The 24,560-nt window shown below is 33.9% G+C and carries 20 protein-coding genes; 4 read left to right on the forward strand and 16 right to left on the reverse strand.

Annotation, left to right across the window (positions count from 1 at the left end; genetic code table 11):
- Positions 1-5,360 (reverse strand): Calx-beta domain-containing protein (locus RM542_RS14145; protein WP_311386405.1); only part of this gene is annotated, 5,360 nt, incomplete at its 3' end.
- A 402-nt stretch (positions 5,361-5,762) separates the two neighbouring features.
- On the opposite strand from RM542_RS14145, the gene RM542_RS14150 reads away from it, so the two are divergent.
- Positions 5,763-6,311, forward strand: a complete 549-nt coding sequence (locus tag RM542_RS14150) for an ATP-dependent Clp protease proteolytic subunit (RefSeq protein ID WP_311386406.1) — start codon at positions 5,763-5,765, stop codon at positions 6,309-6,311.
- Between the two features lie 142 nt (positions 6,312-6,453).
- On the opposite strand, the gene RM542_RS14155 is transcribed toward RM542_RS14150, so the two are convergent.
- From RM542_RS14155 to RM542_RS14165, 3 genes are read right to left on the reverse strand one after another with little or no spacing between them, the layout of a single operon-like run.
- Complete coding sequence (locus RM542_RS14155; RefSeq protein ID WP_311386407.1) at positions 6,454-7,986, reverse strand: cryptochrome/photolyase family protein; 1,533 nt, start codon at positions 7,984-7,986, stop codon at positions 6,454-6,456.
- Between the two features lie 3 nt (positions 7,987-7,989).
- A complete protein-coding gene (locus RM542_RS14160) occupies positions 7,990-9,270 on the reverse strand; it encodes a DASH family cryptochrome (protein ID WP_311386408.1) in 1,281 nt (426 codons plus the stop codon).
- 2 nt (positions 9,271-9,272) lie between these two features.
- Entirely contained in the window at positions 9,273-9,407 is a 135-nt protein-coding gene (locus RM542_RS14165; protein ID WP_311386409.1) for a DUF2256 domain-containing protein, read from the reverse strand.
- 119 nt (positions 9,408-9,526) lie between these two features.
- Between RM542_RS14165 and RM542_RS14170 the strand changes: the two genes are divergently transcribed.
- On the forward strand, positions 9,527-10,873 hold the full coding sequence (locus RM542_RS14170; RefSeq protein ID WP_311386410.1) for an NAD(P)/FAD-dependent oxidoreductase: 1,347 nt from the start codon (positions 9,527-9,529) through the stop codon (positions 10,871-10,873).
- A gap of 5 nt (positions 10,874-10,878) precedes the next feature.
- On the opposite strand, the gene RM542_RS14175 is transcribed toward RM542_RS14170, so the two are convergent.
- The 3 genes from RM542_RS14175 to RM542_RS14185 form a co-directional block, all read right to left on the reverse strand.
- Positions 10,879-11,247: a DUF4174 domain-containing protein gene (locus tag RM542_RS14175; RefSeq protein WP_311386411.1), complete on the reverse strand. Its 369-nt coding sequence runs from the start codon at positions 11,245-11,247 to the stop codon at positions 10,879-10,881.
- A gap of 69 nt (positions 11,248-11,316) precedes the next feature.
- Entirely contained in the window at positions 11,317-12,096 is a 780-nt protein-coding gene (locus tag RM542_RS14180) for a C4-type zinc ribbon domain-containing protein (protein ID WP_311386412.1), read from the reverse strand.
- Positions 12,097-12,099: 3 nt separating this feature from the next.
- Positions 12,100-13,194 carry a Nif3-like dinuclear metal center hexameric protein gene (locus RM542_RS14185; protein WP_311386413.1) on the reverse strand — a complete coding sequence of 365 codons (1,095 nt, stop codon included), beginning with the start codon at positions 13,192-13,194 and terminating at the stop codon, positions 12,100-12,102.
- Positions 13,195-13,241: 47 nt separating this feature from the next.
- Between RM542_RS14185 and lpxK the strand changes: the two genes are divergently transcribed.
- Positions 13,242-14,255 (forward strand): tetraacyldisaccharide 4'-kinase, encoded by a 1,014-nt coding sequence (gene lpxK / locus RM542_RS14190; protein ID WP_311386414.1) that lies wholly within the window; start codon positions 13,242-13,244, stop codon positions 14,253-14,255.
- On the opposite strand, the gene RM542_RS14195 is transcribed toward lpxK, so the two are convergent.
- The 9 genes from RM542_RS14195 to RM542_RS14235 form a co-directional block, all read right to left on the reverse strand.
- A complete protein-coding gene (locus tag RM542_RS14195; RefSeq protein WP_311386415.1) occupies positions 14,233-16,455 on the reverse strand; it encodes a response regulator in 2,223 nt (740 codons plus the stop codon). The genes lpxK and RM542_RS14195 overlap by 23 nt on opposite strands.
- A complete protein-coding gene (gap, locus tag RM542_RS14200) occupies positions 16,452-17,462 on the reverse strand; it encodes a type I glyceraldehyde-3-phosphate dehydrogenase (RefSeq protein WP_311386416.1) in 1,011 nt (336 codons plus the stop codon). Before gap ends, RM542_RS14195 begins: the two co-directional genes overlap by 4 nt.
- 42 nt (positions 17,463-17,504) lie before the next feature.
- Entirely contained in the window at positions 17,505-18,383 is an 879-nt protein-coding gene (gene lipA, locus RM542_RS14205) for a lipoyl synthase (RefSeq protein WP_311386417.1), read from the reverse strand.
- A gap of 57 nt (positions 18,384-18,440) precedes the next feature.
- Positions 18,441-19,004 (reverse strand): sigma-70 family RNA polymerase sigma factor, encoded by a 564-nt coding sequence (locus tag RM542_RS14210; RefSeq protein WP_311386418.1) that lies wholly within the window; start codon positions 19,002-19,004, stop codon positions 18,441-18,443.
- Positions 19,005-19,034: 30 nt separating this feature from the next.
- Complete coding sequence (locus RM542_RS14215; protein ID WP_311386419.1) at positions 19,035-19,244, reverse strand: membrane or secreted protein; 210 nt, start codon at positions 19,242-19,244, stop codon at positions 19,035-19,037.
- A gap of 70 nt (positions 19,245-19,314) precedes the next feature.
- Positions 19,315-20,073 carry an anti-sigma factor gene (locus tag RM542_RS14220; protein WP_311386420.1) on the reverse strand — a complete coding sequence of 253 codons (759 nt, stop codon included), beginning with the start codon at positions 20,071-20,073 and terminating at the stop codon, positions 19,315-19,317.
- Positions 20,070-20,636, reverse strand: coding sequence for an RNA polymerase sigma factor (locus RM542_RS14225; RefSeq protein ID WP_311386421.1), 567 nt, complete (start codon positions 20,634-20,636; stop codon positions 20,070-20,072). The genes RM542_RS14220 and RM542_RS14225 overlap by 4 nt, the downstream gene beginning before the upstream one ends.
- Positions 20,637-20,825: 189 nt before the next feature.
- Positions 20,826-21,842: a UDP-N-acetylmuramate dehydrogenase gene (gene murB / locus RM542_RS14230; protein ID WP_311386422.1), complete on the reverse strand. Its 1,017-nt coding sequence runs from the start codon at positions 21,840-21,842 to the stop codon at positions 20,826-20,828.
- On the reverse strand, positions 21,839-23,032 hold the full coding sequence (locus RM542_RS14235) for a pyridoxal phosphate-dependent aminotransferase (protein WP_311386423.1): 1,194 nt from the start codon (positions 23,030-23,032) through the stop codon (positions 21,839-21,841). The genes murB and RM542_RS14235 overlap by 4 nt, the downstream gene beginning before the upstream one ends.
- Before the next feature lie 151 nt (positions 23,033-23,183).
- Here RM542_RS14235 and RM542_RS14240 point away from each other — a divergent pair, with 151 nt between their 5' ends.
- Positions 23,184-24,530, forward strand: coding sequence for a PDZ domain-containing protein (locus tag RM542_RS14240; RefSeq protein ID WP_311386424.1), 1,347 nt, complete (start codon positions 23,184-23,186; stop codon positions 24,528-24,530).
- Positions 24,531-24,560 lie beyond the last annotated feature (30 nt).

Consider the following 24,560-nt stretch of genomic DNA (forward strand, 5'->3'; position numbering starts at 1 on the left):
TTTCCTTCCACAGCAGTGTTAGCAGAAAGGTCTACTGTAATTCCCGCTCCATCGTTATCAATAATATTTCCAATACCATTTGCATCAACCATAGATACTAGGGCATTGGAGATATTAGATAGTGTAATGAATAAGTTTTCATTATTCTCTAAAATAGTATCATCAGTAATCGATATAGGTATATTAACAGTTTCATTTAAAGTACCTGAAAAATTCAAAGTACCTGACATTGATGGAACCGTAAAATCTTGGTTTCTGATTGCGGATCCATTTGAAATGGTATAGTTTACGGTGTATGCCTCTGATACAGCAACATTTGAACTTACAACGAAATTCGCTGTACCGATAGATTCATTTTCACTAAAGTCGGCAACTGAAATCCCATTAGAAGAATTACTATCATCATCATTAATAGTAAAGGTTCTATTTGGAGATAAAATTCCAATCGTTGGATCACTAATATTATCTAAAACTTGTATTATAGTTTCATTAGGTTCAATGATGGCATCTTCCAGTACAGTTATTGGAATTGAAAGAATAGTGCCAGCTGGAGAATTAGCAGGAAAAGTAAATGTAGTATTTACGTTTGCGACATAGTCAGCACCAACAGTCGCTGTTCCACCTAATCCGGCATTTTCATTACCAAAGGTTTCAAAATCAACGGTAAAAGAATGTTCAACCGGTGCGTTTAGTTCTACTTCTAAATTGTAGACTAAATCATTTTCAAACACGACTACAAATCGGTTAAATATACTAGCAGAATCATTGTCAATTATAGTACCAGTAGCTACAGGATCATTAATAGTAATTAAGGTCGTAGATAAGCCACTTAAATTCAGATTAAACGATTGTGTAAGTTCATGAATATTATCATCTGTAATAGGAACAACTATATCAAACGACTCATTATCATTACCTAAAAAGGTTAAGGTGTTACTTGTGTTGGTGTAATCGTTTGCATCTGAGCCGGTATCAGCTAAAGCAGTATCATTAGAAGTAGCATAATTAACAGTAAACCCACCTGGTACATTTCCAGTTAGTCTAACAGTAAAAGTTGCTGTACCGTCAGCTTCATTGACAACTACATTTGTGTTGTCAAAAGAAAGCCCATTTCCTGCACCGCCGTCATCATCTAGTATTTCACCTCTTCCTTCATTATCAGTAATATTTACTGTTCCGCCAGAGGCATAAGCAATTTCAACTTCATGAGTTTCTGTTGGCTCTATAAAGGTGTCTTGTTCAGCAAGAACATTAAAAGAAACACTGGTATCATTAGCTGGAAGTATTACAGTACTTGGACCGCTGTAATCTGCATCGGTCGTGCTGATATTAGAGTAGCTTATATTGAATACCACATCTTGGCTAATAGCAGCTGAAGAAGTAATAGTAAATACATTATTTGTTCCTTCAACTGTTGAAGAGTCATTTATTGTAATTTCAGGCGTGATACTCAGTGTTGCTGTTCTATCTAAAGCAAAACATCTATTGTTTAAATGAGTAACAAGAACAGTGTACGTATTATTGTCAAGTCCTGAAGTATTTGAAATGGTAAGTGTCGACGTATTCACACCGGAATATACACCTCCATTAGATAGGTTTGTGCCGTTTTCTTGCCATTGGTATCGCAATTGTCCAGAGCTGTCCGACCCACTTCCGTAATCAGGAGTTCCCCCGGAATAATTGGTAGTATTTATAGCATCTAAATCAATTGAAAAGCTTACCGAACCGCCATTATTTACCATTTGATTAATAGGTGCTGTATTCAAGGTTACTTGTGTAGCAATAGTTTCGTTGCCAGTTACCCCTGTATAACCACCTTGACCAGTTACTGCACCATTTGAATCAACGGAAAGCGGTGAGTTTCCTATATAATTATCACCATCACCATCAGTATGACCAGCTTCAATGGCATCAACACAATTGTCATTATCCGAATCGGGATCAATACTGTTTAAGAGTCCATCATTATCTGCATCTGCATAGTTATAATTTATAGCCCCTTCGTTATCGGTAACCGTATTTGGTATTCCATCAGCATCTACGCCTCCTGAAAGTCTGCCATTTACATGAGTTTGACTGTGACCAGCTTCTACTGCATCATAAATACCATCATTGTCAGAATCTAAATCTAAACGATCAGGGATACCATCATTATCACTGTCCTTATCGACGCAGGTTTCTACGTTAAAAGTTAAGTTTCCTCCATTATCACCGTACATATCGTCAGTAAAAACAATATAAACATCACCGCTGTTAATTGGTTCAAAACCTAATCGTCCTTGTTCTGTAAATATTTTGGATATAAATTGGTCAGTTAAAGGGTCATATTGACCATTTCCATTCACATCAATCATTGCAACAAAAGTCCATCTTCTAGGATATTGTGATGCTGATATGTTAGCATAGCCAATATTTATGTTAGGTCCATTTGTGCGTTTTGTATTTGTAGGATAATCATAAGAATTACCATCTAAATCTGTGTATCGATTAGTATCAAATTGATTTACTGTGACTGTTAGCCCGTCATTAGGACCGCCGGTAACTGTTCTGGTACCTAAATCACTTCCATTAGAGATTAAACTATATCTATTGCCGGCTATTACTGTTGCTCCGGTTGCTTGCCATTGCTGTTGAAAGGAGTCAAACTGTGATGAAGGGTTAGAGCCTAAAATACAGGAATTTTCATCTAAGTCAAGAATACCATCATTATCATCATCTAAATCGCAAACATCTGCAATGCCATCTCCATCTGTATCAACATTACCAGAGCTAATAGGATCACAAGGATTATTTACTGTAAGTGTAGCCGTTCGGGTTTCATTAGTACAATTATTATCTAAATGTGTTACAATAACAGTATAAGTATTCCCATCTAATCCGGTGGCATCTATAATTGTTAATCGTGATGTTTGGGTACCATTATAGTTTCCACCTTCAGACAAATTGACACCATTTTCTTGCCATTGGTATCGCAGTTGTCCAGAACTATCCGACCCACTTCCATAATTAGGATTACCTGATGAGAAAGAAGTCGTATTTAGAGCTGTAGCATCAATCTCAAATACCGCAGGATTTCCGGCAATTGTAGTTAGATTGGAAGGAGAAGTATTGAGTGTTACTTGTGTAGCAATAGTTTCGTTACCAGTCACTCCAGTATAACCACCTTGACCAGTTACTACACCATTTGAATCAACGGATACTGGTGAATTTCCTATATAATTATCACCATCACCATCGGTGTGACCAGCTTCAATAGCATCGGCACAGCCATCAGCATCTGAATCACCTTCGAGATGGTTTGGTATACCATCGCTATCAGTATCTAAATCTTGACATCCAGAAAAGCGAACAGTAAAATCATCATAAACTGAATACGCTACCGTACCATCATTTGTTTGGTTGTAGGCATATAATCGAATTGCATAGGTCGTATTTTCTTCAAGATAGTAAGTAGTTCCTGTTGGAAGCAAATCAAAGAATTCAGAAATACCATTTGAAGGATAATGTATTTGTACATCAGTATTCAATACATGCGAGGTCGCAAAGTTATCTGATGAAATGGCAATAGCAGCATCATAAGAATTTCCTACCGTAAAACCATCAGAATTTCTATACCAGTTAATACCTAAACGTTCAATTACCTGACCAGAAATATCAGAACCAGTTGTAAAACTTACCTGGATATATTCATTATTAGCTAAAGCTTCTTCATAAGTGTAAGCATCCAGACTAGTTATTTGCAATTCTGAACCTGGTGATGTGCTGTTAAGTCCTGCACCTGTAGCAATGTTGCCTGTACTTGTTAATAACCAATTAGTAATTGCGGGGTTTTGAACAAAATCGACTGATCTAACACCAATTGGGCTATTAAGGCCCCATTGTATGTAATCATCATCAATACATTCTTGTGATTCATTAGAATCTAATATACCATCATTATCATCATCCAAATCCATTGGGTCCGGAATATCATCATCCTCTGAATCAGGGGCCACATAAATAAGAACAGTTGCAGTTGCTGTGTTACCATCTGCATCAGTTATTTCATAAGTAAAAGCATCAGTTCCTTCAAAACCACCATTGGGTGTATATTGAAAGTAATCGTCTAAAGGATTCCCTGGTGTACCATTATTGTTAAGAGTTACCGTTCCATTTGGCGGGTTGGTATTATCCGTGATTGCATTGTTGGCTTGTGGACCTGAACTACCGAAAATATCATTTGATAGTACGTTTACTATATTATTACTAGAGTTTGATTCGACAATTGCACTATCTACCAGAGCATCTGGTCCAATACCGATACAAACCGTTGCTGTATCGCAAACGGCTTGGTTAGGCGCTGGTAAACAAACTTGATACTCAAAACTATCCGTACCAGAATACCCAGGGTTAGGTTGATAGTTATACGTTCCATCTGAATCCAGGGTTAATGTACCATTAGAAGTTCCTGAAACTAAAGAATATGTGCTACCTGCTGGTACATTATCATTAGCACTAGTATCTCCATTGCCATCACGATCTAATTTAATATCAATGCATTCGTCTTGTGCATAGGCCTGCATAATGAAAAACTTACCATCTCCATTATCAGTACTAGCAGCATAATATTTTATTTGGGTAATTGTAGAACCAACTGGGGCTAGTTCAGATAACTCATAAAGAGCTACGGCAATTACTTGATTATTTTCATGGTTTCGACCACTGCTCCAATAATCACTATTATTTTTTGGTTCTTCTTGCGGACCAACACCAGTCAGGTTCCCTTGATTTCGCACAAAAGTTTGACCTAGTTGTTGTTCAGTACCACCTCCATTTGGAATACCCCAAACTTGAATATAAATACAATTATTACCTCCACGTTCGGTTACTGCTAAAACACCTTCTGGATTTGATGGTATACCTGGCGAGTATGATATGGTTTGTATTTGAGAATTTGTTGTTGCTACCTGACTGTAGTCTTCACAAAAATTATCTCCATTTCCATTACATTCAAAATAATGATTCAAATTTAAGTCTTGATATGCACTTAGCGCATCTGCGTCCCAATTAGGAACATTACTACTTCCCACAATTTGTATCCCATTTTCCATGATATGATTACTACCATGCCCTGAAGGACCAAGAATTGTCATTTCATAAGTTGAAGGGACAGCGAATGAAGTATAAGATGTTCCATTAATATCGATTGATTCCAGAGTTGCGGGATCGCTTGTATTTGTTTGGGTATCAGCCCAATTGAATGTGGCCCCTGTTCTAATAGAATTGGCTTGTCCGTAACTATTAGTTCCTGATAGTAGGACAGAAAGAAAAATGGTGAAAAGAAATAAATTCTTTAATGTAGAAGTATTTGTACGCTTCATAGGTCAAGGTTTTGAAATTTTTTAAATCTCTACTTCACCTATGTTCTCTGAAGATTTCGGTTCAAAAATATTCAGATAATGCAGGTTAAGCTTTGATTTTGGGTTGAATCGATTTGGGATCAATTTCGCTGCAAATGTATTCCCAATCCTTGAAAACCCTCAAATTTCACGTTGTCGGTATACTTATTTTCGTTTAATTACTATTAAAAAATAAAAACGAGCGTTTTTTAACATTATTGGTAAATTGTTGTGAAACAAGGCCTTTTGTATGTCAATAGCATGATTTTTTTTATTTGTAGGAAATCACTTGATTCTTTTGTAGCTTTTAATTAGAGCGAAAATTCTATTCCATCAAAACATAAATTATTTGATTAATTTTGTGGTTTATCACAAAAACAAAAAATGAGTTCGAAAAAAGGAAAAGTACAAGAGGCCATTCAAGAAAAATTACTAGAAGAACGTAAAGTTTTTTTGTGGGGAATGGTAGATGATAATTCTGCCAAACATGTAATTGACAGATTGTTGTTTCTTGATTTACAGAATGATAAAGAAATTCAATTAATTATAAATAGCCCAGGTGGTTATGTGACTTCTGGTTTCGCTATTTATGATACCATAAAACAGATAAAAAGTCCGGTTTCAACGGTCTGTTCTGGTTTGGCAGCCTCAATGGGATCTATTCTACTTTCTGTTGGAGAAAAGGGGAGGCGTTTTATACAACCTCACGCTCGAGTGATGATTCATCAACCTAGTGGTGGTGCGCAAGGTCAGGCTTCGAATATAGAAATTCAAGCAAAAGAAATTATAAAAACCAAAGAGTTGGGTGCCAAAATTTTAGCAGATAATTGTGGGCAAGATTTTGATAAGGTTATGAAAGACTTTGATCGTGATTATTGGATGGGTGCCGAAGAATCTTTAGCTTATGGTATTGTTGATGGAATAATGCAATAAATACGCAGAAATTTAATTATAAAGAAAAGTCCTTCACAATCCATTGTGAAGGACTTTTTATATATAGACGCTCTCGCGGAATAGTTTATATACCTACGTTTGAAACGAATGTTTTGGATTTTAAATCCTCGTTAATATTCTCTTAAAAATTATCTGGATTAGTTATCACTTCTTGTGCTCTTTGCTTTAAAGCTGCCAATTCTTCTTTGTCTTTTTTATTTAGAAGATTTAACATCATTGACATGCGCTGATTATTTTGAAAATATTCTTTTTTCTGGTCTAAAAAATTCCAATACAAGGCATTAAATGGACAAGCATCTTCTCCAACCTTTTTAGAATGTTTATAATGGCAGTTTTTACAATAATCGCCCATTTTATTAATGTAATTGGCACTACTTACATAAGGTTTTGTAGCAACAATACCGCCATCAGCAAATTGACTCATACCTCTGGTGTTTGTAATTTCTACCCACTCGATAGCGTCAATATAAACACCTAAATACCAATAATCTACTGCATCAGGGTGTATTTGGGTTAACAAGGCATAATTACCAATAATCATTAAACGCTGAATATGATGAGCATAGGCATCATCTAGGCTTTGATTTATTGACTTTTGCAAACAGTTCATTTTGGTTTTTCCTGTCCAAAAGAAATCAGGTAGGGGATTATGGTTTTTTAGCTTATTTAAAGTTTTGTAGTTAGGCATTTCTTTCCAATAAATGCCTCGCATATATTCTCGCCAACCTAAAATTTGACGAACAAATCCTTCTACTTGTGAAATATTGATATCAACTGTATGTTCGTAATAGTAAGAAAGAACATGTTTAATAACTTCTTTTGGAGAAATCATTTTGATGTTCATTGCAAAAGACAACCTAGAATGGAATAGGTATTTTTGTTCCGTATGCATTGCATCTTGATAATCACCAAAATGAATTAAAAGATGCTCGCAAAAATATGCCAAAAGCTCTTTGCATTCGCTTTTTGTGCTTGGCCATTGAAAGTTATTAACTTCAATATTTCCAAAAAAATTGACACCTGATTTTTCAATTTCATTGGTGATAATTGTAACATCTTTTTTAAAATTAAGTGCAGAAGGAATATTTGGCGTTCCTTTCCATTTTTTTCGATTACTATGGTCAAAATTCCATTTACCACCATCTGGTTGACCATTGACCATCATAATGTCGTGCTTTTTACGCATCATTCGGTAGAAACTCTCCATAATCAACTGCTTCTTTCCTTTGAAAAATTGACTGAGTTCATCTCTCGAAGAATAAAAATGTTCCGTGTCAAAATATTCAACAGGTATTTCTAATACATCACAAAGTTTTTTAAGTTCTTGATCCAATCGAAATTCATCAGGTTGCAGATATTCAAATTTTTCAATACCCTTTTCCTTTACAATTGAAAAAATTAGGCTTTCGAGCTTATGAGAGTTGTGGCTATCATTTATTTTAAAATAAATAAACTCATGACCGTTCTTTTCTTGTTCTGAACAGAAGCTACGCATTGCATTAAAAAAACCAACAATTTTTTGAATATGATGTTTTACATAGTCAGTCTCTTGGCGCATTTCAGCCATTAAATAGATTACCTCACTATCAACTGTATTGAACCAAGAATGATCACTATTTAGTTGGTCTCCTAGAATTAGCCTAAGTGTTTTCATTATTTATTGCCACAATTTTTGATATTTTCCATTCTTGTCATAAATATCCGCCTGTCGTCTTATATTAAATTTTCTATCCCTTGGGTCATTACCAACCCCACTTAGATACATCCAATTGCACCAATTACTGTGCACATCATAATCAATTAGCATACTTTCAAAGTAAGCAGCACCAATTCGCCAGTCTTGCTCTAACTCTTTTGCCCAATAGCTTGCCACATTTTGTCGACCACGATTACTCATCCAACCAGTTGCTGCCAGTTCCTTCATATTAGCATTAATAAAAGGTTCATTCGTGTTACCAGAAATCCATTGCTGCAATATTCTTGATGACGTTCCCCAATCATATTTTCTTTCTAAAATACCCCCTAGGTGGAAAATTTTATCCTTGTGTTTTAAGCTTATGTATTTAAAAAAATCGCGCCAAATCAATTCAAAAATTAGCCAGTATGTATCCTGATTTTTAATAATTTTATGTTCAAATTCTTTAACAGTCTTATAAATAGTTCTTGGCGAAATACAACCATTGGCCAACCAAGCGGATAATTTAGAACTGTAGTCTAACCCAATTAGGCCATTGCGAGTTTGTTTGTATGATGCTAGGCTCTTAGATTTCCAGAAATACGTCTCTATTCTTTCTATAGTTTTATCTTCACCACCTTTAAAAGGGAAAGCACTCCTTGAATCAACTCGAAAGTCTTGAAACCCCAATTCTTTTAAAGAGGGTAATTTAGTCTTTTGTTTTAATAAGTTACTTGCTGGTTTTTTATCTGGTTTTTCTAGAACTAGTCTAACCTTACCATATTTTTCAACCTTCTTTCTGAAAAAGGTAAAAACATCGGGTATTTCGTTAAAATTTTCAAAGGGAACGTCTTCAGGGTGATATAAAAATTGGTCACAAGTTTCAATAAATTGAACTGTGGGATTACTATTTTTTTTGGTTTTAGCAAGTGTGTCATTTTCATCTCTTGTCCATTCCGTTTGAAGATATACGGTATCTATTTCGTATTGTTCAATAACCTGAGGAATAGTAATTTCTGGTTTATCGTGAAATATAAGTAAGGTAATGTTGAGCTTTCGTAAAGCTTCTTTTAAGTGTAGTAATGATTCTATTAAAAATTGAACTCGAAACGCACTAGTCTTTCTAAATCCAAAATCACCTTTTTCAAAATCAATAGGGTTAAAACAAAAAATTGCAATGGTGCTATCATGGGAACATGCGTTTGTAAGCCCATGATTATCAGATACTCGTAAATTGTTTTTAAACCAGATTAAACTTTTCAAAGCTATTTATTTTTTTGGCATTTCTTGCTACAATATTTAACCTGTTCCCAGTTCTTTTCCCATTTTTTTCGCCAAGAAAATGGCCTTTTGCAGATTAAGCAAATTTTCTGAGGTAGATATATTTTTTGATTCGACATATTATGTTTAATAAAAATATAAATAAATTAAACAAAAAGTAATCACAATACTTTATTTAGAATTATTCAAAAGATATTACCTTTAATAGTTAATAATTTTGTTGCTACTTTAATTATTTATGAAACAAACACCTAAAGAAATTGCGATAATCGGTTCGGGCCTTGTTGGTTCTTTACTTGCTATATACCTTAGAAGACGGGGTCATGATGTTACCGTTTTTGATAGAAGGCCAGATATAAGAACAATTGAGTTTTCAGGAAGGTCAATTAATTTAGCAATGAGTAATCGAGGCTGGAAATCATTACAAGGTGTAGGTATTGAAGATGTTATAAAAAAAATAGCTATACCCTTAGATAAAAGGGCTATGCATGTAATTGATACACCAGTTTATTTTCAAAAATATGGCAAAGATAATGAGGCTATTTGGTCAATTTCAAGAGGTATTCTAAATAGAAAAATGATTGATTTGGCTGAGGAGGCAGGTGTTGATTTCAAGTTCAATGAAAAAGTGTGGGATGTAAACCTACCTGAAGCAAAAATTTATACTGGTGAAAGTGAGAAAAGCGAATGGGCTGAATATCAGTTTGATTTAGTTTTTGGTTGTGACGGTGCTTTTTCAAGAGTAAGGCATAAGATGCAACGTCGAAGTAGATTTGATTATTCTCAAGACTTTATTGATGTTGGATATAAAGAATTGACGATACCCCCGAATGAAGATGGTACGCACAAGCTTGATAAAAATTCTTTTCATATATGGCCTAGAGGTAAGTTTATGCTAATTGCCATGCCGAATCTTGATGGCAGTTTTACTTGTACTTTATTTATGCCCTTTGATGGAGAAGTTTCTTTTGAAAAGATTACCACTAAGAAAGAGGCCAAAGTTTTTTTCAAGACATATTTTCCAAATGTTCAAAAAGAAATTGAAAACCTTATAGAGGATTTTTTCAAGAACCCTACAAGTGCAATGGTTACTATGAAGTGCTATCCTTGGACCTATTGGGATAAAGTGGCATTGGTTGGTGATTCTGCACATGCAATTGTACCTTTTTATGGACAAGGGATGAATGCCGGTTTTGAAGATATTTTTAAACTAAATGAATTAATCTCAATTCATGGCGATAATTGGGAAGCGATTTTTTCTGCTTATCAATTAGAAAGAAAACCCAATGCTGACGCCATAGCTGAATTAAGTTATCGAAATTTTATTGAGATGAGCAGTAAAACTGCTGACCCAATATTTTTACTTCAAAAGAAGATTGAAAAATACTTTGCTGAAAAGCATCCTGATAAATGGTTGCCTGTTTATAGTCGAGTCACTTTTTCAGATAAACCATATACAGAAGCATTGCAAATAGGTGATGAGCAAGAAAAAATCATGAAAGAAATCATGAAAATTAAGGATATTGAACAAGTCTGGAATTCAAAAGAAGTCGAGAAAAAAATCTTGAACCTTTTAAATTATTAAAAATGCTACTTGTTTTTTAATTCTGCTCTACGCATAGGCATTCCATCAATTAAACTGAATAATGAACCAGGTTGAACTACATATGGTTTTTTGAGTTTAATACCGCCATCTTTTCCAATAAGTATTAGGCCTACGAATTTGGGATTTAAATTTAATTCTTTCCGAATTCCATGATTGGAATGAAGCACTTTTATTTGTCTTTCATCGAGTTCATTTTGAAGGCTAGTAAGAAGCTTCAATTGTTCTTTTATTACTGAATCATTTTTATCACCAACAAGAATAACTAATCGATTTTTCCATTGATAATTTTTTAAATTTTGACTGGAACAATTGCTACAAATCACAATAAATAAAATGACCGCAAATTTTCTCATGGTTAAAGATATAAAACAAAAAACCATCCAGAGATTGGATGGTTTTTAAAATTATAAGTGTATCAAAAGCTATAATTTCTTAAATAGCTTTTTCATTTTTTCTTGCTCTTCTTCGGCCAAAGTAGGGTCTACCAAGATTCGACCACTATGCTCATCAGTAATTATTTTTTTTCTTGAAGCAATTTCAACCTGAACCTGAGGTGGAATCGTAAAGAAAGAACCACCAGAAGCACCTCTTTCAATAGGTACTACGGCCAAACCATTCTTTACATTATGACGAATGCGCTTATAAGCCTTAACCAAGCGTTCATCAATTTTACTCTCAAACTGTTCTGATTTTTTTAATAAAGCTGTTTCTTCTTTTTCAGTTTCAGCGAGAATAGCATCAAGTTCTCCCTTTTTATGCTTTAAGTGAGATTCACGCTCTGATAAATTTTCTTTTGTGCCAGAAATGACCTCTTTCTTCTGTTCAATTTGAACTTTAAACTCCTTAATGTTTTTCTCAGCTAATTGAATTTCTAATTCCTGAAACTCGACTTCTTTAGTTAACGAGTTAAATTCTCTACTGTTACGAACATTCTTTTGTTGCTCAGCATATTTCTTGATCAAAACTTTAGATTCTTCAATCAAGTTCTTCTTCGCAGTGATTTCAAAATTTATGGTCTCAACATCAGATTTTAATTTATCCATTCTAGTCTTAAGACCAAGAACTTCGTCTTCTAAATCTGCAACTTCTAAAGGTAATTCTCCTCGAACATTCCTTATTTCATCTACCCTAGAGTCAATTAACTGTAAATCATACAGTGCTCGTAATTTCTCTTCTACAGTTATTTCTGTTTTTGTAGCCATATATTAAAAATACTTGATGGGATTAGTAATACTTTCCGATAAAGTGACCGCAAAATTAGGAATTTTTTTTGTAAGATAGTCTACCAATAAATTTTTTGTAAACTGTTCTGTTTCAAAGTGACCAATATCTGCTATAACTATCTTATTATCAGCTTTGTAAAACTCATGATATTTAATATCTGAAGTAATATAAATATCTGCATTGGCTTCAATCGCGGCCTCAATGCCAAAAGCACCGCTTCCACCTAACACCGCAACTGATTTAATTGTTTTGTTGAGTAAAGAAGAATGGCGAACTACTTTTGCGTTCATTTTCAACTTTAGATAGTTCAAAAAATCATTTTCTTTCATTTCATTTTCTATGAAACCTACCATACCCATACCTAAATTTTGATTGGCATTTTCCAAAGTGATTATTTCGTAAGCCACTTCTTCATAGGGGTGATTTTTGAAAAGAGCATTTAAAATTGACCTTTCATGAACACTACTGAATGTAATTTGAATTTGGGTTTCTTTTTCATAATGTAATTTACCGGCTTGACCAATTGTTGGGTTTGATGTAGCATTTGGTTTAAACGAACCAACTCCTTCCGTATTAAAACTACAGTTGCTGTAGTTACCAATAGTTCCAGCTTGAGCATCAAAAAGCTTAGTTCTTAAAAAGTCGGCTTTATCATTAGGTACATGGGTAGTCAGTTTTTTAATACTATTCTTTTTAGGAATTAGAATTTTAGGATTTTTTATTTCAAGAACTTCACAGATTTTGGCGTTTACACCCTCAGGACTATTATCCAAGGCAGTATGCATGCTATAAATAGCAATATTATTTGCAATTGCCTTTATAACGACTCTTTCTACATAATCTCGACCTGTTATTTTCTTAAGTCCTTTAAAAATTATTGGATGAAAACTAATAATGAGATTACATTTCTTTTCAATTGCCTCATCAACAACATTTTCAAGAGTATCTAAAGTTACCAAGATACCACTAACAACTGCTTTAGAGTTACCCACTAAAAGTCCTACGTTATCAAAGTCTTCTGCATAATGAAGTGGGCACAATTCTTCGAGTATCTTCGTAACATCGGAAACGGTCATTTTTTTCTTTTAAGTCTTTAAAGATAAAATATTATAAATTCGCTTTGATGCGACTACTAGGTAAAATACTTTTCCCAATTTCGTTGTTGTACGGAATTGTTGTTCATACCCGTAATTTTCTTTACGATATTAAGGTATTTAAATCTAAAGCATTTCAAACTCCTACTATTTGCGTGGGTAATCTAAGTGTAGGTGGTACTGGAAAAACACCAATGATAGAATATCTAATTAAGTTACTTCATGACGATTATAAAATAGCAATGCTTAGTCGCGGTTACAGAAGGAAGTCAAAAGGATTTCAAATGGCTGGTTCAAAGTCTAGTGTTGAAGTGCTTGGTGATGAGCCTTTTCAAATACATAGTAAATTTAAGTCCATTGATGTTGCTGTTGCTGTTGATGCTAATAGATGCAACGGAATACGCATTTTAGAGAAGAATAAACAACCTGATATTATATTATTAGATGACGCTTTTCAACATCGTAAAGTAATACCTTCTTTCAGTATACTTTTGACCACCTATGATAATCTTTATGTAGATGATTTCTTTTTACCCACAGGAAGTTTAAGAGATGCTAAAAATCAAGTAAAAAGGGCTAATCTGATAATTGTGACGAAGTGCCCTGAAAATTTATCAAAAGAGGGGTCTAACAAGGTCAGCGAGAGAATAGGGCTAAAGAAACAAGTTATTTTTGCTCATCTTTCGTATTCTAAAGTATTCTTCTCTTTAAAAAGAGAAATAGCACCTGAAGTTTTGAAATTAAAAAAAGTTGCATTAGTAACTGGTATTGCGAATCCGAGTCCTTTGGTGAAATATTTAGAGTCTTTGGGACTACTTTTTAAGCATTATAAATTTAAGGACCACCACTTTTTTACAGAGAAGGAAATTAACGATTTTGCCAATAATGATTATGTGATTACCACTGAAAAAGATTTTGTGAGACTTAATGGAAAAGTAGAAAATCTATTTTATGTAGAAGTAAGACATCAGTTTTTATTTGATGGAGATCTTATTCTTTCAAACAGTCTTAAAAAAGCAGTTACGCTTCACCTTCAATCTTAGTCTTAAAAATATTTTCACCAATCTTTTGATAAAATACTTCTGGTTTGAATGGTTTAGTAACAACAGCATTACACCCGGCAGCATAAAATTCATCAAGACTATCATCCATTGAAATTGCAGTCAAGGCAATAATAGGAATGTCGGAATCAAATTTTCGAATTTGTATGGTTGCTTCTGTACCACTAATACCTGGCATATGAATATCCATTAAAATGGCATCATATTTTTTAGAGCTTGCAGCATCAATAGCTTCATTTCCATTATTAGCAATATCAACCGACATACCCTTCTTATTCAACATTTTTTTGGTAATTACTTGATTGATTTTATTATCCTCAACAACGAGTATGTGAAGTCCGTCAAAATCAAAATCTTCAACCGTCAATTCAAAAGGAACATCTTCCAAAGAGTTTTCTTCACATTTCAAATTAAGCTCAAAGAAAAAAGAACTACCCTTATCAAGTTTACTTTCTAAGTATATTTTACTGTCAAAAAGACCAAGTAGACTTTTAACAATTGTGAGCCCAAGACCTGTTCCTCCATATTCCCTATTAATCTGAACAGAACCTTGTTCAAAACTATCAAAAATGTTTTTCTGTTGTTCTTCTGAAATACCGATACCGGAATCTTTAACTTCAAAATAGACAGTAAGATTATCTTCATCTCTGTCTTTTAATTTCGTGATTACTTCTACTTTACCATCATGAGTAAATTTAAGGGCGTTGCCCACAAGGTTCATGATAATTTGAGAAAGTTTTAAAGGGTCACCTAAAAGATGTAATGGAATGTTGTTGTCGTAATCTAGAACTATTGTAGTGTTATTGTCTTTTGCATTTTGTTGTAAAGAATCAATGACATCGGTTAATACCTTTTTAAGTTTGAACTCAATATTTAGTGGTTCAAGTTTATCAGCATCAATTTTGTTTATCTGTAGAATATCATTGATAAAATTTAAAAGATAATCACCTGAAAATTTTAATGATTTTAAATGCTCTTTCTGATGATCGGCAGGGTCTTCATCAAGAAGTAAGTGTGTTAATCCGGTAACTGCATACAATGGTGTTCTCAACTCATGTGTAACCGTAGATAAAAAGTTTGTTTTAGCTTCCATCGCAGAGACCGCAGCGTCCCTTGCTGTTTCTAATTCTTTGTTTTTTGTAACTAATAAATCATTAGTTTTTAATTTGATTTGATTGTTACGAAATAATGAAACGGCTAAAATTGAAATAATAGTTAAGAATGCAGAAGCCAAAATAGCGGTAATGTCAGATCTATTTGCCGATTGATTTAGCTCTTCATTCTTGGCTTCTAAATCTTCAATATATTCTGTTTGGGTTTGTTGTAGAATTTTATTCCCAGTTCTTGCCTCAAGTTTGGTTTTTTCTATAGTGAAGAGTGAATCATTAATAGCAATTAAATTATTTTGTGATTTAAATGCCTTTTCATAATCACTTAGGGCAGCATATGTAGCTGTTAAAAAAGTATTAGCGCTAAGTATTTCTCTAAAGAACTGATGCTTTTGGGCAAGCTCAAGAGCTGCTTCAGCATGTTTTAAGCTTTCAATCAAATTACCTTGCTGTTTATACATTTGCGCTAAGCCAAGATTTGCTTGAGTGGCTAAAAATGCGCGTTCGTTCTTATCCGAGTTAACGAGTAAGGCATTGAAATTTTTTGATGCATCTTCATAGTTACTCATTTCTGAAAATATTTGAGCCTCAAGAAGCAACATATTATTTAGCAGATTTTTATCATTGCTCAAGCTTTTTGACACTTCTAATTTTTGCCTTGCTTGAAATTTATTATCTGAAATAAATAAAAGTGAAGCTTCTATATATTTATGAACTGCGTCACCGTATGGGTACTCGATATCTTTAAGAAGGACAGATGCACGGTCCCAATAAAATTGAGTATTCTCCTCATCTCCAATTTCTAAATGTAAAAGAGCAAATTTGTGAAAAGTGTCTAGTAAAGATTTTAAATCTTCCTTTTCTTCTGCCAGTTTAGACGCTTGATTTAGAGCTTTTAAGGCTTCATCAAGTTTATTTTGATGTCTAAAAATTCTGGCCTGAGTATGAAAATCTTCAATAGATTTAGTTGGGGTATTAGTGTCTTGAGCTTTTAAGCCAGTAGCAAAAAGCAACATAACAACAAATACAACCAAGCGATTTGTGCAAAGCGACAGTCTATTCTTTAAATTCAAACGTAATTTTTGTTTATAAGAAATTGCATTAAATCTATAATTCTTGAACAGTAGCCAGTTTCATTGTCATACCATCCGATTATTTTAACCATTTTACCAATGACCGAAGTCATCTGAGAATCAAACGTACAAGAGTAACAACTATTGTTTATATCAATTGATACTATAGGGTCTTTCGTATAGAAAAGTACGTTTTTTAGCTCATTTTCTGAAACTGACTTAAAAGCGGCATTAATTTTATCAATAGTCGTTTCTTTTTTAACATTAAAAGTTATGTCTGTTAATGAGCCGTTTGGTACAGGAACTCTTATGCCACAACCACCAATAACATCTTCTAATTCCGGAAAAATCTTTGTTAGTGCTTTTGCTGCTCCTGTGGTTGTCGGAATAATGGATTGGCTCGCTGCTCTGGCCCTACGTAAATCTCGATGAGGACTATCGTGTAAGCTTTGATCAGAAGTGTAAGAATGAATTGTTGTAATATAGGCTTGATCAATACCGCATAATTCATTAATTACTTTGATCATTGGAGCAGCATTATTTGTAGTGCAAGAAGCATTTGAAATAATCTGGTCATCAACATTGAGCATTTGTTCATTAACACCAAAAACAACCATTTTTATGTCATCTTCAATGGGCGGAACAGATAAAATTACCTTTTTAGCTCCGTTTTTTAAATGATATTCTAAATCGCTCTTTTGCTTAAATTTTCCCGATGATTCAATAACAATATCAGTGTTAAAGGCACTCCAATCAATATTTTTAGGATGTCGTTCATTGAGCACGGTGATTTCCTTGTTATTAAATAATAAGTTGCTCTCTTTCGCTTCAATAGTTCTGTTAAACCTCCCGTGTATACTGTCATATTTGACTAAATGAGCTAGGGTTTTAGCATCAGCAATGTCATTAATAGCCACAACTTCAAACTGATTATTACCAGCTAATAGACGAAACAATGTTCTGCCAATTCGTCCAAAACCATTGATGCCTACTTTGAGTTTAGCCATGATATTTCGCTATTAAAACTTGCTCTTATTTAAGCAGCAGGTCTAGTGGATATGTTTGTGAGCTTTATAAGAAGATCTTACTAAGGCCCCACTTTCAACATGGCGAAAGCCCATTTTGAGACCTTCCTCTTCATACATTTTGAATTGCTCGGGTAAGATAAATTCTTTAACAGGTAAATGTTTTTTTGATGGTTGAAGATATTGTCCGATAGTTACAACATCTACTCCTGCTGATCTTAAATCTTGCATTGTTTGTAAAACTTCTTCTTCAAACTCCCCTAAACCAAGCATAATTCCTGATTTGGTTCTATTAGCACCATTTTCTTTTAAATATCTTAGAACTTCAAGACTTCTTTCATATTTCGCTTGAATTCTTACCTCTCTAGTCAAACGTTTTACCGTTTCCATATTATGAGAAATCACCTCTGGACGAACAGCTAAAATACGATCTAAGTGCGTTTCTATTCCTTGAAAATCGGGTATAAGAGTTTCTAAGGTTGTTCCAGGATTCATTCTCCGAACAGCTTTTACTGTTTCAGCCCAAATAATTGAACCCATATCCTTTAAATCGTCTCTGTCAACTGAGGTGAGTACAGCATGCTTTATTTGCATGATTTTTATAGAACGTGCTACTTTTTCTGGTTCTGCCCAATCAACACTTTCTGGTCGCCCAGTTTTCACACCGCAGAAGCCACAAGATCTCGTACAGATATTACCAAGAATCATGAAAGTTGCGGTACCCTCGCCCCAACATTCTCCCATGTTTGGGCAACTACCAGAAGTACATATGGTATGTAAATCATATTTTTCAACAAGGCCTCGTAATTGCGTGTATTTTTTACCTGTTGGTAACTTTACACGTAACCATTTTGGTTTGCCTTTTTTAGGTGGAATCACATGTTCAGATGTGGTCGTACTCATAGCAATGATTTATACTGCAAATATACGAAAAGGGTAGTTGTTGATGAGATAACAATTTTACTTGTTCTTAATAATTTCCGCTAAAAGCTTTTTGGCTCGTAATAGCTTAACTTTTATGTTATTTACTGGCTCATTTAGTTCATTAGCTATTTCTGAATAACTCATTTCATTGAAATATCTAAGATTGATAACTTTTTGATAATGAGGCTTTAATTTTTTTATGTGACCCAATAATGAAGCTAAATTTTGCTCAATAATAAGATTATCTTCAGCGGATGGACTTTCATCAGCAACATTGTGAACTTCATTATTTTTTCCGTTTTCAAGTCCGGTTAAGATATTTTTCTTTCTTTTTCGAATTAAATCGACGTGTAGGTTTTTAGAAATAGTAATTAACCACGTACTAAATTCATATTTCTCATCAAAAGTTTTGATTTTATCAAAAGCCTTAGAAAACGTTTGTACCGTAATATCTTCGGCGTCGTTCTCATTATTGGTTCTTTTGAGTTGAAAACCATAAACATCATTCCAAAACCGATCTAAAAGTGAGCTGAAAGCAATTTGCTTTCCAGCCTTAGCTCTTGCAATCGTTTCTAAAAGGTTGTCCTCGGTTTTATTCAAAAAAGTGGAGAATATAAATTAACGATACGACTATTGAATTTCTGGTATGCTATCTCTTTGGCATTCTTGTTCATCGGGGAGTTTTCCACAAAACCCACAAGCCTCCCCTTCTTTATTTAAAAAAGGATTTTGACTAGCACAGGTTCCTGCAAATTTACCGTCTTTTTTAGACCATATTTTAATAGCAATTCCAGCAAAAGCTAGTGCCAAAAGGCCAACGGTGAGTAAAGCAAGTTTCATTTAGAAAATTTTTGTAAAAATACACAAATACCTACTACGAAACTTAGCATTAAGATGACTTTAGGGAATTCTAATAGTTGATATTGGCTACAATATTTTGAACTGTTGGTGTTGCATTACCACCTTGTTGTTCAATAGTTATATACCCTACCGCGTTATCGGCATAAGGTAAAGCCCATAATTTTTCTTTATCATCAATATCTTTAATGATACCCAAGTTTACCATTTCTCCATTAACTTCAGCCCACATCTGAAAACATTTGTCTTCAGGTAATTGAGGCAAATTGCTAACATTTATGTAAGAAAGTTTCTTAACAGGGTTTACATAAGCAACCGCTTTTAGTTCCTGTGCTTTTTGATTCCCTCTAACAGAATATCTTTTTGTATTTGGATTATTTAATACGATATATTGATTTCTAATGTCTTCTAATTGAACCTTCATGTCCATTTCAAGATCTTTAATCTTGTTTGTCACAATTGTATTCTCCTCTTGAAGATTTTTATTTTGATTATAAAAAAAGTAAGAAGAACCCGCAAAAACTAAAGCGGCAAAGCTTGCAGCAATAGCATATTTAAAGAATTTGCTAGCACCACGTTTTTGCTGTCTTATTTTATAAAGTATACTTTCTTTTAAGCCTTCCGGAGCCTTAAGTGAATGCAGCTTTGCATAAGCTTCTAGGTTATCTTGTAATTCAATATACGTTTTTTGAACCTCAGGATACATCGCAATATACCGCTCTACTTGAAGAGTTTCCGTTGTAGTTGTATCACCTAATAGGTATTTTTCTAAAAGGTCAGTATCTAAAAATATTTTAATCTTTTCTGTCATGATATAAAACTTGCTATCAGTGTTAGCACCATCGGGGCACCATAAATTTTACGCAATTCTCTTAGGCCAATTTTTAATCTTGATTTAATTGTGCCTAAAGGAATGTCCAATTCTTCACTTGCTTCTTGCTGCGTCATGCCTTCAAAAAATAGCGCATCAAGAACTACTTTGTATTTAGGCTCAATTTTATCAAGATGCTCCTTAACATCCATAAATTCAGGACGCGTTGTGTTAACACCTAAATTATATACGTCTGAAACATCAATTTGGATTTCTTTATCTGTCTTGGTGTTAATGCTTCTGAGTTTATCAATCGCTGTATTCCGTGTTATTCTGAATAACCAAGTAAATAATTTTGCTTTTGAAGCATCATAAGAATCCGCTTTTTTCCAAATTTTTACAAAACTTTCTTGGACAACGTCTTGTGCTAAATCTGCATCTTTCACCACTTTGTAAGCAACGCCATGCAGCGTATCTGCATAATTGTCATAAAGTAATGAAATTGCTTTTTCATCACGCTCTTTTAATAATTCGACAATGTGTTTTTCTAAAAGTGTGCTCATATAGTACGCTAACGACAAAAAGAAAATTAAAAAAATCCAAATTAACTTTTTACTCGTAAATAGAATAACGCTAAAGTATAAAATTGATTATAACGACAGCGTTTTAAAAAGAAACAGTTTAGTTAAGATATTTAAGTTTTTGGTTAGTTTGGTTTGGTATAACCCCAGTTTACTGCTAAGTATCTGGGGTTATTTTATGACATTAACTTCAGGTTCTATTTTAATTTGATATTGTTTTTGAACTTCAGCTTGAATTTTTAAAGCTAAATTCCATATTTCCTCTCCACTGGCATTACCATAATTTACCAATACCAGAGCTTGCTTTTCATGCACACCTGCATCATCAAAACGTTTACCTTTAAATCCGCATTGTTCAATGAGCCAGCCTGCAGGAATTTTGAATTGCCCATCGTCCAATTTATAAAAAGGAGCTTCTGGGTTTTTCTTTTGAAAAGTTTTGAAAGTCTTTTTTGATAGTATTGGATTTTTAAAAAAACTTCCACTATTGCCCAGTTCTTTTGGGTCTGGTAATTTACTTTGGCGTATACTAATTACAGCATCAGAAATATTTTTTATGCTTGGATGTATAATCGCTTGCTTTTGAAGTTCATTTTCAATAGCACCATAAAAAGTTAACAATTTATGATTATTCTTAGTGAGCTTTAAAGCAACTGAGGTTATTATATATTGACCTTTTTTTGATTTTTTAAAAACAGAATCACGATACCCAAACTGACAATCTTCTTTTGAAAATTCTTCTAGTTCTTGGGTTTCAATATTCATTGCTTCGCATGACTCAAAGACATCTTTTAATTCTACCCCGTATGCGCCAATATTTTGAATAGGAGCAGTGCCTGTATTACCGGGTATTAAAGATAAATTTTCAATACCACCATAATTATTATCAAGAGTCCATAGTACTAATGCATGCCAATTTTCACCAGCCATTACTTTAATAATGACTTCATCTTTATTTTCTTCAATTATATTTATGCCCTTTAAATTAATATGCATTACTAAGGCATCAATATCTTTTGTCAAAAGCATGTTACTACCTCCGCTGATAATAAAACGTTTAGAATAAGCAGAAAGTTGAAGAATCTTTTGTAATTGTATAAGGCTAGTAATTTCTACAAAAGATTTTGCTTTAACATCAATACCAAAGGTATTAAACGATTTTAATGATATGTTTTCTTGTATGTTCAAATTGAAAGGTATTTGGCTAAACCTTTTTTTAAAATAGCCACGGCTCTAACAAGTTGTTCTTTCTTTAGAACATACGCAATGCGAATTTGATTGGCTCCTAAGCCTTCAGTTGCATAAAAACCAGCTGCTGGTGCCACCATAACGGTCTCGCCATTTAAGCTATAATGTTCTAAAAGCCACTGTGCAAATTCATCTGAATTTTGGACAGGAAGTTCAACAACACAGTAAAATGCACCACTTGGTTTTGCAATTTTTATGTTCTCTATTTTCTGAAGCTCTGTAACAAGTACGTTTCTTCTTGAAACATACTCTGCTATAACCTCGTCAAAATAGCTTTGTGGAGTATCTAAGGCTGCTTCACCAGCTATTTGCGCTAGGGTAGGTGGCGAAAGCCTGGCTTGAGCAAATTTCATAGCCGTTTGAATAACACGTTTGTTTTTAGAAACGATACAACCAATTCGTGCACCGCACATGCTGTATCTTTTTGAAACCGAGTCAACAATAATTGCGTTATTTTCAATACCCTTTTGACTTAGAATGGAATGGTGTTGTTTATTATCGTAGGTAAATTCTCTATAAACTTCATCAGCAACAAGAAACAAATCATACTTTTTAACAAGATGAACTAATTGATTGATTTCTTCTTGATTATAAAGATATCCAGTGGGATTACCGGGATTGCAAATTAAAATTGCCTTGGTTTTAGAAGTAATTGTTTTTTCAAATTCTGAAATAGGTGGCAAGGCAAAATTATTGTCAATGCTCGAGACAATTGGAACTACTTTGACGCCATTGGCAGTTGCGAAACCATTATAATTAGCGTAAAATGGCTCAGGGATGATTATTTCATCACCTTCATCTAAAATAGTGCCCATGGTAAATGCTAATGCTTCAGATCCACCAGTAGTTACAATAATATCTTCGGCGGTTACTTCAATATCATGTTTGGCATAATAGCTTGCTAATTTTTCTCGGTAAGCATCAGAACCTTCAGTGCGGCTATAAGCCAACACTTCAATATTATGATTTCTAATGGCATCTAGTGCCAATTTAGGCGTTTTAATGTCTGGCTGACCAATGTTAAGATGTATAACATGGGTGCCTCTTTTTTTAGCTTCTTCAGCGTAAGGGACCAATTTTCGAATTGGTGAAGGTGGCATTAATTGCCCTTTGGAAGAAATCTCTGGCATGAAATGGTAAATTTTAGCAAAAATGGCGAAAAGGTGTCTGCAAAACAATAAAAGCTATTATTATTTGGCCTTCTATGATTATGTTAAATAAAGCCTTTTGGCGATTAATTTCTTTATCTTTAAGAGATACAACTCATTATAAATTAATAGCTTGAAGAATACTCTCGTCTATATAACCTTTGTTTTTGTTTGTTTTTCCTATACGGGATATGGGCAAAGATTTCATATTTCAAATAAGAAAAAGTATGAAAAAGTAAAGTTTGAGTTAGTCAACAATTTAATAGTTGTTCCTGTTGAATTAAATGGAGCAAAACTTTCTTTTATTCTTGATACTGGAGTGGGTAGTCCCATACTTTTTAATTTGACGAATCAAGACTCCATTCAAATAAATAATGTATCGGAAATATCGTTACGTGGTTTAGGGGAAGGTGAACCCATACAAGCCTTAAAATCGACAAAGAATACATTCAAAATTGGTAACGCTAAAAACTTTAGTCAACCTTTGTATGTTGTTTTAGATCGAGATTTGAATTTTTCTACATCATTAGGTATACCTATTCATGGTATCATCGGTTTTGACCTTTTTAAGAATTTTGTGGTAGACGTTAACTATGGTGCACAGACTTTAAAGATTTATCATCCAGACAAATACAACTACAAAAAGTCTAAGAGAAGGCAGACTCTTCCTTTATCCATTATTCAAAAGAAGGCTTATGTAGATGGTGCGGTTACCAAGGAAGATGATTCTGAAATTCCAGTGAAATTACTGGTAGATACGGGTAGCAGCGATGCACTTTGGTTATTTCATGACCCTGAGAAAGGTTTAGATATTCCTGATAAAAACTACGAGGATTTTTTAGGTCAGGGCTTAAGCGGCGATATTTTTGGAAAGAGAACTAAATTGAAAGGCGTTCGTATCGGAATGTTTCAATTGAATGAAGCTAAAGTAGCTTTTCCTTATAAAGAATCTTTTGGAGCTATAAAAGAACTCGGTAACCGCAATGGTAGTGTAGGTGGTGAAATACTAAAAAGATTTAATATTGTTTTTGATTATCCTGGCCAGAAAATTACACTGTCTAAAAATATTAACTTTAATAGGCCATTTCAATATAACCTTGCCGGAATAGAATTGCAGCATAATGGTGTCAGATATATTGCCAAAAGAATCACTGATGCTAATGGAATTCTTGATGTTGAGCAGAAAACCTTTGGTAATGTTCAAATTTTGCTAGAGAACAGAACACGTTTAAGTCTTGTGCCCGAGATTGTAGTTTCAGGTATTAGAGCTGGTAGCCCTGCAGAAGAGGCGGGTTTGCAAGAGGGTGATGTTATTTTAGCTGTTAACGGTAAAGAGATTCATGATTATAAATTGCAAGAAATTCTTCAAATGCTCAATGAACGTGAAGGCAAAAAAGTACGAGTTCAAATCGAGCGTTATAACAAAGATTTGCTCTTTACATTTGTCTTAAAGGATATTTTCAAAACAAAAAAGCCCTGACTTACGCCAAGGCTTTTTGTTCACTTAAAG

The sequence above is a fragment of the Croceitalea sp. P059 genome (assembly GCF_031846365.1).
GTDB classification, from domain to species: Bacteria; Bacteroidota; Bacteroidia; order Flavobacteriales; family Flavobacteriaceae; genus Croceitalea; species Croceitalea vernalis.